This window comes from Staphylococcus sp. IVB6214 (genome assembly GCF_025558585.1).
Taxonomy (GTDB): Bacteria; Bacillota; Bacilli; order Staphylococcales; family Staphylococcaceae; genus Staphylococcus.
Genome location: NZ_CP094723.1, coordinates 1,912,307 through 1,924,079, shown reverse-complemented (window position 1 = coordinate 1,924,079; position 11,773 = coordinate 1,912,307). Strand labels below are relative to the sequence as shown.

At 36.9% G+C, this 11,773-nt stretch carries 12 protein-coding genes; 7 read left to right on the top strand and 5 right to left on the bottom strand.

Features of this window, described 5'->3' with window-relative positions; translation table 11 throughout:
- Positions 1-13: 13 nt before the first annotated feature.
- The 4 genes from nreA to MUA51_RS09550 all read left to right on the top strand — a co-directional run bounded on the left by nreA (position 14) and on the right by MUA51_RS09550 (position 3,445).
- Complete coding sequence (gene nreA, locus MUA51_RS09565; RefSeq protein WP_481906612.1) at positions 14-478, top strand: nitrate respiration regulation accessory nitrate sensor NreA; 465 nt, start codon at positions 14-16, stop codon at positions 476-478.
- On the top strand, positions 475-1,524 hold the full coding sequence (locus tag MUA51_RS09560; protein WP_262559602.1) for a sensor histidine kinase: 1,050 nt from the start codon (positions 475-477) through the stop codon (positions 1,522-1,524). Before nreA ends, MUA51_RS09560 begins: the two co-directional genes overlap by 4 nt.
- Before the next feature lie 11 nt (positions 1,525-1,535).
- Positions 1,536-2,186, top strand: coding sequence for a nitrate respiration regulation response regulator NreC (gene nreC, locus MUA51_RS09555; protein ID WP_095117776.1), 651 nt, complete (start codon positions 1,536-1,538; stop codon positions 2,184-2,186).
- Positions 2,187-2,303: 117 nt separating this feature from the next.
- Positions 2,304-3,445 (top strand): IS3 family transposase gene (locus MUA51_RS09550; protein WP_262559450.1). Its coding sequence is split into 2 segments (ribosomal slippage): positions 2,304-2,574 and positions 2,574-3,445, totalling 1,143 coding nucleotides; the frame shifts between segments, so codons are not numbered across the junction.
- A 138-nt stretch (positions 3,446-3,583) separates the two neighbouring features.
- Here the strand turns inward: MUA51_RS09550 and MUA51_RS09545 are convergent.
- From MUA51_RS09545 to MUA51_RS09530, 4 genes are read right to left on the bottom strand one after another with little or no spacing between them, the layout of a single operon-like run.
- Positions 3,584-4,147 (bottom strand): hypothetical protein, encoded by a 564-nt coding sequence (locus MUA51_RS09545; RefSeq protein WP_262559601.1) that lies wholly within the window; start codon positions 4,145-4,147, stop codon positions 3,584-3,586.
- 31 nt (positions 4,148-4,178) lie between these two features.
- Complete coding sequence (locus tag MUA51_RS09540) at positions 4,179-4,634, bottom strand: hypothetical protein (RefSeq protein WP_262559599.1); 456 nt, start codon at positions 4,632-4,634, stop codon at positions 4,179-4,181.
- A 31-nt stretch (positions 4,635-4,665) separates the two neighbouring features.
- Positions 4,666-5,226 (bottom strand): hypothetical protein, encoded by a 561-nt coding sequence (locus MUA51_RS09535; RefSeq protein WP_262559598.1) that lies wholly within the window; start codon positions 5,224-5,226, stop codon positions 4,666-4,668.
- Between the two features lie 14 nt (positions 5,227-5,240).
- Complete coding sequence (locus MUA51_RS09530) at positions 5,241-6,527, bottom strand: trypsin-like serine peptidase (RefSeq protein ID WP_262559597.1); 1,287 nt, start codon at positions 6,525-6,527, stop codon at positions 5,241-5,243.
- Positions 6,528-7,145: 618 nt separating this feature from the next.
- Here MUA51_RS09530 and MUA51_RS09525 point away from each other — a divergent pair.
- Entirely contained in the window at positions 7,146-8,312 is a 1,167-nt protein-coding gene (locus MUA51_RS09525; RefSeq protein ID WP_262559596.1) for a nitrate/nitrite transporter, read from the top strand.
- A gap of 57 nt (positions 8,313-8,369) precedes the next feature.
- Here the strand turns inward: MUA51_RS09525 and MUA51_RS09520 are convergent, their stop codons facing one another.
- Complete coding sequence (locus tag MUA51_RS09520; protein WP_262559595.1) at positions 8,370-9,971, bottom strand: M20/M25/M40 family metallo-hydrolase; 1,602 nt, start codon at positions 9,969-9,971, stop codon at positions 8,370-8,372.
- Positions 9,972-10,144: 173 nt separating this feature from the next.
- On the opposite strand from MUA51_RS09520, the gene MUA51_RS09515 reads away from it, so the two are divergent.
- Complete coding sequence (locus MUA51_RS09515; RefSeq protein WP_262559594.1) at positions 10,145-10,501, top strand: DUF3139 domain-containing protein; 357 nt, start codon at positions 10,145-10,147, stop codon at positions 10,499-10,501.
- A 135-nt stretch (positions 10,502-10,636) separates the two neighbouring features.
- Positions 10,637-11,710 carry a M42 family metallopeptidase gene (locus MUA51_RS09510; RefSeq protein ID WP_262559586.1) on the top strand — a complete coding sequence of 358 codons (1,074 nt, stop codon included), beginning with the start codon at positions 10,637-10,639 and terminating at the stop codon, positions 11,708-11,710.
- Positions 11,711-11,773 lie beyond the last annotated feature (63 nt).

The window sequence follows — 11,773 nt, the reverse complement described above, 5'->3', positions numbered from 1 at the left end:
TGGAGTGATGACCGTGAACCAGATTGATTTTTCACAACATGATTATCAAGATGAGTTAGACAGATTACGTCACAAATATCAATTTGACTTTGCCGGAATCGCACTACCTACTGAAGATCATGTTGGCACGAAAATCAAATGGAGATACGTGTCAGGTAACTTGAACGAAAGGTATCAACGCATTGAACTGCGCTATGGCCGTGGCGTTGCCGGGAACGTTATGAAAACTGGCAAGCCGATGATTATTCATGATGCGAACGAAGAACAGATTCAAGTTGCACTGTTCAATTATCCTATCTTGATAAGCGAACAACTCACTTCAATGATTGCAATACCGCTTTGGCACAATCATCGTGTCAAAGGGGTGTTGTTATTTGGTCAACGTGATAACTCACCACTCCCAAAAGTCGTGAGAGATGTCTCAGTGATTCATGGGATTGGTGGCTTAACAAGCGAGGATAGGGTGGTGCGATCATGATACAACAACATAATAAGACGAAAGAACTTTCAACATTTTTGAATGCATATTATCACCAAACATCAGAGATGATCATTTTTATAGATGGTGAGGGGAAAGTCATTTATATGAATGAAGCGGCTGAGCGTGTCATATCACCGGAGAATGACTTGAGTGGTATCTCCAATACGATATGTGGACGTTGTGAAGGCTATACGAATGAGCATGCATTACAGACTTGCTACAATTGTTTTCTCAAATCTGAAGACTTAGGCAATGCGGCTTTTCAAGTATTTATGAAGACAACTGATAACAAAGTAGAGCCTTTCACTGCCACGTATCAAACAATTGATGAAGAGAACGATATTAAAGCATTCACATTACAAAATGTAACACCACAAATTCAAAGACAAGAAAAACTATATCAACGTAATATGATTCAAAAGACAATCGCAGCACAAGAAAATGAACGCAAACGAATCTCACGTGAGTTGCATGATGGTGTCGTGCAAGAACTCATCAACGTGAGTGTCGAGTTGCGTCTTTTGAAATATCAGCAAGAAATGGGTTCTCTACTAGATGGTGCGAAAAACATTGAAGGCTTGATGACTAAGCTTATTGATGATATTCGTAACTTATCATTGGAACTCAGACCGTCTTCATTAGATGATCTCGGATTAGACGCAGCATTCAAGTCGTATTTCAAACAATTAGAGTTGAATTATGGATTGATTGTGAATTATCATTTTGATATGATGCCACAGCGTTTCGACAGCGAGATTGAAACGGTCGTCTATCGTGTCGTCCAAGAAGCGGTATTCAATGCGATGAAATATGCTGGCGTCGATTCAGTAGATGTTTATATTAGGAGAACTGAAGACACGTTGTATGCGGAAGTATCTGATCAAGGACAAGGCTTTGAACCGAGTGATTCGCCAAAAGGTTCGGGACTCGGACTGTATGGTATGAATGAACGTGCTGAACTGGTTAATGGACACCTAGATATTGAAACACAAAAAGGGAAAGGTACGATTGTGTCACTTGATGTACCAATTAACCAAAAGTGAGGGGAACAAGCATGAAGATCGTAATTGCAGATGATCACGCGGTTGTACGTACAGGCTTTTCGATGATTTTGAACTTCCAAGAAGATATGGAAGTTGTCGGAACTGCCGCAGATGGGGTAGAAGCGTATCAAAAAGTCATGGAGCATGAACCAGATGTGCTTATTATGGATTTGAGTATGCCGCCTGGTGAGTCCGGATTGATTGCAACAAGTAAGATACTAGATAGTTTTCCAAATACTAAGATATTGATTCTTACGATGTTCGATGATGAAGAATATCTTTTTCATGTCTTGAGAAGTGGTGCCAGTGGTTATATTTTAAAAAATGCACCTGACGAACAGTTGCTTTTGGCAATTAGAACTGTTTACAAAGGTCAAACCTATATTGATCCAAAGATGACGACATCATTAGTGAAAGAATTTGTACAATCTTCTAATGACGATGCGTACTCTAATGATCCATTTAAAATACTCTCTAAGCGCGAATTAGAAATTTTACCGTTGATTGCAAAAGGATACGGGAATAAAGATATTGCCGAGAAACTTTTTGTATCCGTAAAAACAGTTGAAGCGCATAAGACACGTATTATGGATAAGCTTGATTTGAAATCAAAACCAGAGCTTGTCGAATATGCTTTGAAGAAGAAGTTACTTGATTTTTAGAAAATATAAAGCAATTTTGTCTGTGAAATCACAAATGAGCTGACCCCATATAGTGGGAACTTTATAAAAACACTTTCGTTGAATTCAGTTAAAATGAATTTACGGAGGTGTTTTTCTATGCGCAGAGTGGCGTATTCAGTTGAAACAAAGTTTAAAGCAGTGAAGATGAAAGCAGAAGGTTATACAACTAAAGAAATTATGTGTGAATTAAATATTAGAAATAGCACACAGGTAAAAACATGGTGGAGATGGTATAGAAAGGGTGAAACATATCGATTTAGTCAACAAGTAGGCAAACAATACTCCTATAATAAAGGATTAGTGGAACTTTCTGAACTGGAACAATTAAAGTTAAAGAATAGAAGAAATCAAGCCGAAATAGATATTTTAAAAAAGTACAAGGAATTGGAAAGGAAGTGGTACCTGAAGTAGTGATAGAATTAGTGGATGAGTTAAAGCACAGGCATCCTGTGAAGCTGATTTTGGAAGTGTTGAATGTCCCTAAATCAAATTACTACCGTTGGAAAAATAAGAAGAAAACGGAAGATACAACAGTTAAAAAGGTTAAGGAATTATGTGAAGATAATCATTACACGTACGGCTATCGCAAGATAACTGCTCTGATGAATCAGGCCTCTAAACAACCGATAAACCATAAACGTGTACAAAGAATTATGAGAGAAAATAATTTGAATTGTAGAGTTAGAATTAAGAAATCTAAACGTCGAGGGAAGGCATATTATCTTACAAGCAATAAACTGAATGGTAACTTTAGAGCAAATCAACCTCTACAAGTACTGACTACTGATATTACGTATCTTCCCTTTGGTAATTCAATGTTGTATTTATCTTCAATCATCGATTTATATAACGGTGAAATTGTGGCTTATAAGATTAGCGATACACAAGATCAAAGTTTGGTAAATGACACCTTAAACCAAATTGATATTCCAGAAGGATGTCTACTTCATAGCGATCAAGGAAGCGTCTATACATCGCATGCTTACTACCAATTATGCGAAGAAAAGGGCATTATCAGAAGTATGTCTCGCAAAGGTACACCTGCTGATAACGCCCCGATAGAATGTTTCCATTCCTCGCTAAAGTGTGAAACATTTTATCTTAACAATGAGTTAAATAACTCTAATTTCATTGTAAAGGATATTGTCGAAAAGTACATTGAAAACTATAATAATAATCGAATTCAACAAAAATTAGGCTACTTATCCCCTGTGCAATACAGAAAATTAGCAGCCTAATTCAAGTGTTTTTATGTGAGTCCCATATTAAGGGTGCAGTGCCCAAACGAGGTTGCTTTTTTATTTTGGACAAAAAGAAACCCAATGCTTCAAGGATGTATTTACACTTGAAACATTGGGTATTCGAGTTTGAAAAACTTATGGCTTTGACTTCATAAGTATTGATGTGAGTGGACGATAAACGATAAGTGTGCCACCTAATAACAGAAGACTGTATATAGTAAAAGGTGATACTGAACTTACACCACCAGTGTTAGGTAAAACGGTCAATCGAGCATGTGATGGTTGTGGTGTTTGAGTTTGTTGAGTAACTTGTGGTGGTGATGACTGATTAGGTTGCGGTGTTTGAGTTTGTTGAGAAATACGTGATGATGAAGGCTGATTAGGTTGGGATGTATAAGTATCTGACAGACTTGATAACAATCGATCGATATCTTTAGTATCTTTAAGCCCTTTATATTTTTTCATCAATGTTTTAGCCGTGATCTGACCTGTGGTATATGGATCAGGCAAAAAAGGCTCTTCCGTAGGTTCAATTTGGTCTTGTGGAATGTCATAATCTGTGGGAGTAGGTGGTTTTGTTGGGTCAGTTGCCGTGAAAATATCATCACGAGATTGATTGTTTGAAGCTGCGTAAGTATTGTTAGATATAGTGACTAAGCTTGTAGCTATCAATGATGTAGTTAGTAATTTTTTTAACATAGTAATCACTCCGTACTTTAAGTATGATGAATTAAACTTTTGACTTACTTATAGAAGCAAAAGGTCGATAAACGATAAGTGTACCACCTAATAACAGAAGACTGTATATAGCAAAAGGTGATAATGAATGTACACCACCAGTGTTAGGTAAAACGGTCAATCGAGCATGTGATGGTTGTGGTGTGCTTGATATGTTAATATTTGTTTGATTTGAAGGTGTAACAGTCTTAGCTGAATGAACTTGTGTGTCATGATTAATTTTTGTATTTGCTTTGTCATTAGGAACAATAATGAAAGGTGGTTCTTCTCCGATAGGTATAGCTTTATCTTGTGGAAAATCATAATTTGTTGGTGTAGATGGTTCTGTTGAATCATTTGCTGTGAAAACATCATCGCCAGAATCATTGTTTGAAGCTGCATAAGTATTGTTAGATATAGTGACTAAGCTTGTAGCTATCAATGATGTAGTTAGTAATTTTTTTAACATAGTAATCACTCCGTACTTTAAATATGATGAATTATTCTTTTGACTGACTTATAGAAGCAAAAGGACGATAAACGATAAGTGTGCCACCTAATAACAGAAGACTGTATATAGCAAACGGTGATACCGAACTTACACCACCAGTGTTAGGTAAAACGGTCAATTGAGTATTTGGCGCTTGTGGTGTTTGAGTTTGTTGAGAGATTCGTGGTGATGAAGACTGATTAGGTTGCGGTGTTTGAGTTTGTTGAGAAATACGTGATGATGAAGGCTGATTAGGTTGAGACGTATAAGTATCTGACAGACTTGATAACAATCGATCGATATCTTTAGTATCTTTAAGCCCTTTATATCTTTTCATCAATGTCTTAGCCGTGATCTGACCTGTGGTATATGGATCGGGCAAAAAAGGCTCTTCAATAGGCTTGAATTGGTCTTGAGGATCTTCATAAGGTGTAGGTGTAGGTGGTTCTGTTGGATCAGTTGCCGTGAAAATATCATCATCAGAATGGTTGTTTGAAGCTGCATAAGTATAATTTCCGAGGGTTAATAAGCTAATTGTAATTAATGAAGTCGAGATTGTTTTTTTCAACATGATAATCACTCCTTTTATTTTGTGGCTTTTATATCAATATAGCCGATCCATTTGTTTTTATTATTGTATAAAGTGTAATATTTCTTTTTGTTTCCAAGCGTATAGAGCCCTTTTGCTTTGAAAGTTTTGTTGTAGTATTTGCTTGTTGGCGCAATTTTTCTAGACCAGAAAAAATCTCCCCATATGACGTCTTTTTTCGAAACAATCTTAACGGTCTTATTTATTTTTGTCGCAATTAAATCTTCCGTATCTCCTTTGTCTACGTAACCTATTAAATGATTGTGATTGTCAAATAAAGAAAGATATTTATGACCGTTTAAATGTGTATAAATATTTTTTGCTTGATAGACCTTACCTAACTTCACATCTTTATTGGAACGACGTGTGTACAGATTTAAATCTTTCCATATTTTTATGTTAGATTTAGTAATCGTAATGTTTTTGTTATATTTACTAGGCTTTGGATCAGCACTCCACTTCTTGATAAGGGCTAGTTTTTCTTCATTTAGTCGTGTACCACTGTTGACATTTATGCCACCATAAGTGTGGACGGCGACAATAAGATTTTTTGAATTCCAAACGGGGCTGCCACTTTGGCCACCAAATGTATCCATATCGTAGTAAATTTGATGATTTGTAAAGTCTATTATCTTTCCTTTTGAAGTATATTGCGTATTTCCCCCTTTATCACCCGGGAATCCAGCTATTTGTAAGGGTTCTTTCGCATTTATACTGGATGATAAAGAAAAGCTTCCTGTTTTTTTCCCTAGATTGTTATTCAACTTAATAACAGCGAAGTCGTAATCATGAGAAGCAGTATCTCGATACTCTTTAGGGACGAATTTCTGTGTTGCGACTGCTTCTCCAATTTTTGCACCTGACTTTGATGCTCCCGCATAAACTTTTATGCATTTTGCGTACCCACCATCCTTTTTGTTATAAACATTATGGGCTGCTGTTAATACCGTATTATTGTTGATTATTGCACCAGTTCCTCTATAAGTATGTTTACCATTAATAATATTTAACAGTACAATTTTTCTATAAGGATTTTTGAGATAGTCTTTTACAATAGTGCGACTGTCTTCCCCTATAACACTTTCTGGAAAAGATTCTTCTTCAACTGGTACAGGCTTTAATCCTTCTTGTGGAATATCATAGTTTGTTGGTGTGGGAGCTTCAGTAGCAGCGGTGGCTTTCAAAACATCATCATTTTGTGCAGATAGTGTGTCTGCATTGCCAAACAAGTAAGTTGTTGCAAGTAAGCTTAATGCGAATGTGACAAATCCTTTTCTTAACATATATGACTCCTTTCTATTATCACCAATTTCTCTATAAGTGATTTGATAACAAAAAAGTAACACTTTTCATCTAAGGGGTGAATATTTTTGTAAAATAGCTTTTGTATGTAGAAAATTCTTTTTGTGAAAAATTCCTATAAGTTAGATGGGAGAACGATAGAAGAGATTTCAAGGAATATAGTTGAAAGTATGGTTTTTATAGGCTTTAGGAGCATATTGTTTGAGATTACAATAAATAACTATTGATTCTATTGCATGTTCATTAGGGTTATCTTTATGCTTATGCACAAGTTGTTCTTGTTAGATGATTGTTTTATTACAATAATGAAGGCTATTTTAATTAATTATCAGATAGGTGAAACGGATGCTTATTATAAGTATAGTTAAGTAGTATCTTAAAAAGGGTTTAACAGTGCGTTAAGATGTTTTTTAGATGTGTCCGTTTTGTGTTAGGGGATACCCCTGCAAGAGTATAGGGGAAGTCCTTATGTTATGTATTTCACAATAACGTTACACTGAAAGTGAACAAGCGTATCAAAAGACAATAGCATCAAAAGACAATAGCATCATAACCCTTTTTGATACAAGAGATCTATTAAAGAAAAAGGTGAATCAATTATGGATAAGTCAAAAGCTGGTTTGCAGTTAGGGCTTCAAACGCTCAGTTTAGTTGCTGGGTTCATGGCATGGACAATTATTGCACCATTAATGCCATTTATTTCCCAAGACATCGAGATTACAAGCGGTCAATTATCAATTATTTTAGCTATCCCTGTTATTTTAGGTTCAGTATTACGTGTGCCATTCGGTTATTTAACAAATATCGTTGGTGCTAAATGGGTATTCTTTACAAGTTTCGTTGTATTACTTATCCCAATCTTCTTATTGAGCCAAGCATCAACACCAGGTAACTTAATGTTCGCAGGTTTCTTCCTAGGTGTAGGGGGCGCGATCTTCTCAGTAGGTGTTACATCAATTCCTAAATACTTCGCAAAAGACAAAGTCGGTCTTGCAAACGGTATTTATGGTATGGGTAACTTAGGTACAGCTGTATCAGCATTCTTAGCACCACCAATCGCAGGTATTATTGGTTGGCAAAATACAGTAATGAGTTATTTGGCTGTTATGGTAGTATTTGCATTAATCATGTTCTTCTTAGGTGATGGCAATGAACCGAAAGTCAAAGTACCTTTAGTAGAGCAATCACGTATTCTATTGAAAAACTACAAATTGTACTACTTAAGTTTCTGGTACTTCATCACGTTCGGTGCATTCGTAGCATTCGGTCTATTCTTACCAAACTTCTTAGTAGAACACTTCGGAGTAGACAAAGTAGACGCAGGTATTCGTACAGGTGTATTCATCGCTATCGCAACATTACTTCGTCCTATTGGTGGTATGTTAGGAGACAAATTTGATGCGGTAACAATGTTAAAAGCATTCTTCTCAATCATGATTGTAGGTGCATTAATCATTGGTTTATCTGACGGCATCTTATTATTCACAGTGGGCTGTTTAACAGTGAGTGTTTGTGCAGGTATCGGTAACGGTCTTATCTTCAAACTTGTCCCACACTACTTCTCAAAAGAAGCAGGTGTTGCAAACGGTATCGTATCAATGATGGGAGGTCTTGGTGGCTTCTTCCCACCACTTGTTATCTCTGCAGTCACTTCAATGACAGGAAGCAGTAACTTAGCATTCATCCTACTTGCTATTTTCGGTGTTATTGCATTATTAACAATGTTTAACTTAGCAAAACGCGAAAAAACAGCAGGTGTTCAATAATATTTGAAAAAAGACACTGTCTTTATCATCAACGATAAAGATAGTGCCTTTTGCTGTTTATATGCTTAAAAAGTGTTTTCGTATAATAGACGATAAAACGACAGGTAGTTCTTCAAACGCACTTTTTTTATGAATACGTTCAGTGACTTTATGCGCATCTTTTCCGATAGGACCGCAATTCATAAGAGGGGCTTGAATATTTTCAATCGCTTGAAATGGAATGGAATAAGTATTATTGAAAACAGGTGTGTTACCTTCATAAGCTTCAAATCCCGCTCCGTTTGGCGAAGGTGCCACATAACTTAAATCACTAATGCCGTTGAAGTAGTGAATGCGTTTTGATGCACGTTCAAACTGTTTTTGCAACGTTGTATCAATCGTTGAACTAATTGCTTCAGTCAATGGATGATAAGAAGCATTAGTTGCTGGATAATAAGGGGGTGCAAAGAACGTTATAACTGTTGGTCCAAGCTCTCGGCATAGGTTCATCAATGCATCTACAATTGCGATGGATTGAAGGTGTGGTTCACTTTCCGTTTGAACCTGTGCCTCTATCAGTTGTTGTACGGCATCTTGTCCATAATGTTTAATGGCATATTGCAATAAATGATCATACGTCATCAACTGCATGTCGAGTGGTTTGATATCCGTCTTTGCGATGCGTTGTTGATACTCAGAGAGCCCTTTCTTCAAACCTTTTGCTACGGCATCATTGAATAAGTCAAAAAGTTCATTCGCATGACGTTTGAAGAGAAATAGATTGAAAAGTGCTACCGATCGAAAAGGTGTCTGAACATCATAATGCTGTTTAATATCTGTGACACGTAAACTGACCGGCAAGGGTGTTTCTTCATCTTCAAATTGTTCTTGAAAACGTTCATGATATTCAATCTCTTGTTGGATATAACTCAAAATAAAGTTAGAACTCAATCCTATGGCAGGTGTACCAACATGTGTTTCTCGCCCGTAAACGAGCACGCTCGGCATAATTTTTCCGATAGATCCTGTATAGTGATAGTGGTTCGTATCATGATGTGCTTGTTGGAATGTTGGTTCACTGTTTAAATGCAAGGCAATGGATAAATCATGTTGCTCACAGAGTGTATCTAAGTGCGCAACTGCCGCATGCATCCCTTTTGATGTCACTTCTTCGTCAGGTACAGTCATCAATACAAGATTGACGTCCCATTGCTCTAATATGGCTTGTTCAATCAATGACATATGAAGCATTAAGCCGGGTTTCATATCCATAGAACCACGTCCAAATAGATATTCCCCAGATAATAAATCTTCCTTACTCATGTCATCTAAATAGCGCATATCTTCTTGGAATGTTGCAGTGAGTTTCTCCATATCAAATGCGTACGTTTGATAAGGGCCATAATCTTCAATGCCTACCGTATCAAAATGGCTGATTAAAGTGACTGTTTGGGTAGCTTTAGGTGAAAGATATGTTGCGACAACGGCATTTCGATGATCAACAGTAGGGACTAGTTGTATGTATTCTGGATGTTGCTGGAAGTAAGGGAGCGACATGAGTAAATCATGTACGTATGTAGGGAAAGTGACTTCTCCTTGTGAATGCGTTACACTTGAATGTGCAACGAGCTGTTTTAGCAGTTCTGACCGTCCTTCGGGTGTTTGCCAGTTTGTTTCCATAAAAAAATCTCCCTTCGTTTGAAATGTCGATATTTCTATTGTAAGTGTTTTCTTATAGGATGTTCAAATGATTTAAGATTTCTAACGATTATGTGACGCAAATAGATGTTTGTGATGAAAATCGTGTAATTGTGATAAGATGTATCATATAGACGAAGTTGGAGGCGCATCCTATGGCAAAAAAAATTCTAGGCTTTTTATTAGCAGCAATTGTAATATTTGTTCTTGTCGGTGCAGGATTTTTTGGATATAAAGGTTATCAAAAGAGTCAAAACTTAAAACTGATCGATCAATATTTAACAGAGCAGCATTTGGATAGTAAGGTCATTAAACAAAAAGAAGAATACGATCCGCGTAAAGGTATTTTTTATAAAGAATTGACGTTAGAGGGCGATACAAAAAATACGTACATTGCACAACCGATTCATTTAAAACGTGGACTTTTCTTACAAGGATTTAATACAGAAACAAAAAAACATGATAAGAAAGCAAAATATAACTTCTTTGATGAGAATTATAAAATGAAATAAACATAAATCTTGGTAAAGCATGCCTATCACATCACTTTGCTGAGATTTTTTGTTTTTCAAACACAGAATATACAACATCTTAAATCTTTTGGTATGATGGTGAATAGAAAGAGAATAAAGGGGAGTGTATCAACAATGACAGAAACAAAGAAATTACTAAAACACTTAACAGATTTGGATGGGATTGCTGGGCACGAATATGATGTCAAAAATGCAATGAAAGCATTGCTAGAGCCTAACAGTGATGAAATGATCTATGATAATCTCGGCGGTGTTTTTGGGAAGAAGGCATCGCAAAAAGGTGACCGCACACTCATGATCGCTGGTCATTTAGACGAGATTGGGTTTATGGTGACGAAGATTGATGAAAATGGCTTCATTAATTTTACACCAATCGGGGGATGGTGGAATCAAGTGATGCTTTCACAAAAAGTGACAATTACAACAGAAGATGGCAAAAAGGTTCGAGGTATTATTGGTTCAAAACCACCACATGTACTTGAAGAGGCTGAACGTAAAAAACCAGTCGCAATCAAGGATATGTTTATCGATGTCGGTGCACGTGATAAAGCTGAAGTAGAAGCAGCAGGTATTGATATTGGTGATATGGTAACGCCATACTCAGAGTTTGAAACGTTATTGAATGATGATTATATGACTGCGAAAGCATTTGACAATCGCTACGGTTGTGCGCTTGCTGTTGACGTTTTACGTGCCTTAAAAGGTGAGTCAGTCAATATCAATCTAGTGGCAGGAGCGAATGTTCAAGAAGAGGTCGGTTTACGTGGTGCACAAGTAGCAGCACATAAGATTAAACCGGATCTTGCAATCGCTGTGGACGTTGGTGTTGCCTATGATACACCGGGAATGACTAACGATGGAGACGTCAAAGTAGGTGGCGGTCCATTGGTCTTAAACATGGACGCAAGTAATATCGGACACGTTGGATTGATTCGCCATATTAAGAAAGTTGCTAAAGCTCAAAACATTGAACTTCAGTGGGATTCGTTACCGGGTGGTGGAACAGATGCTGGTAACATTCATAAATCATTAGACGGTATTCCGTCTATCGCATTGTCAGTGCCACTCCGTTATATGCATTCAAACGTTTCTGTGATGAGCCAGTCAGATTACGAACAAGCTGTGAAGCTTGTCGTTGAAGTTGTTAAGTCATTAAGTGACGACGTTGTAGATGAAATCATTTGGTAATGATATAACGATATAAAGAGAAACCTTGTTTGTGTGCAGTGAGAGGCACAGCAAGGTTTTTCC

Excerpts from the sequence above, each read along its gene's own strand:
- MUA51_RS09560 (WP_262559602.1), top strand. The coding sequence starts at position 475 with ATGATACAACAACATAATAAGACGAAAGAACTTTCAACATTTTTGAAT.
- nreC (WP_095117776.1), top strand. The coding sequence starts at position 1,536 with ATGAAGATCGTAATTGCAGATGATCACGCGGTTGTACGTACAGGCTTT.
- MUA51_RS09545 (WP_262559601.1), bottom strand. The coding sequence starts at position 4,147 with ATGTTAAAAAAATTACTAACTACATCATTGATAGCTACAAGCTTAGTC.
- MUA51_RS09540 (WP_262559599.1), bottom strand. The coding sequence starts at position 4,634 with ATGTTAAAAAAATTACTAACTACATCATTGATAGCTACAAGCTTAGTC.
- MUA51_RS09535 (WP_262559598.1), bottom strand. The coding sequence starts at position 5,226 with ATGTTGAAAAAAACAATCTCGACTTCATTAATTACAATTAGCTTATTA.
- MUA51_RS09530 (WP_262559597.1), bottom strand. The coding sequence starts at position 6,527 with ATGTTAAGAAAAGGATTTGTCACATTCGCATTAAGCTTACTTGCAACA.
- MUA51_RS09525 (WP_262559596.1), top strand. The coding sequence starts at position 7,146 with ATGGATAAGTCAAAAGCTGGTTTGCAGTTAGGGCTTCAAACGCTCAGT.
- MUA51_RS09520 (WP_262559595.1), bottom strand. The coding sequence starts at position 9,971 with ATGGAAACAAACTGGCAAACACCCGAAGGACGGTCAGAACTGCTAAAA.
- MUA51_RS09515 (WP_262559594.1), top strand. The coding sequence starts at position 10,145 with ATGGCAAAAAAAATTCTAGGCTTTTTATTAGCAGCAATTGTAATATTT.
- MUA51_RS09510 (WP_262559586.1), top strand. The coding sequence starts at position 10,637 with ATGACAGAAACAAAGAAATTACTAAAACACTTAACAGATTTGGATGGG.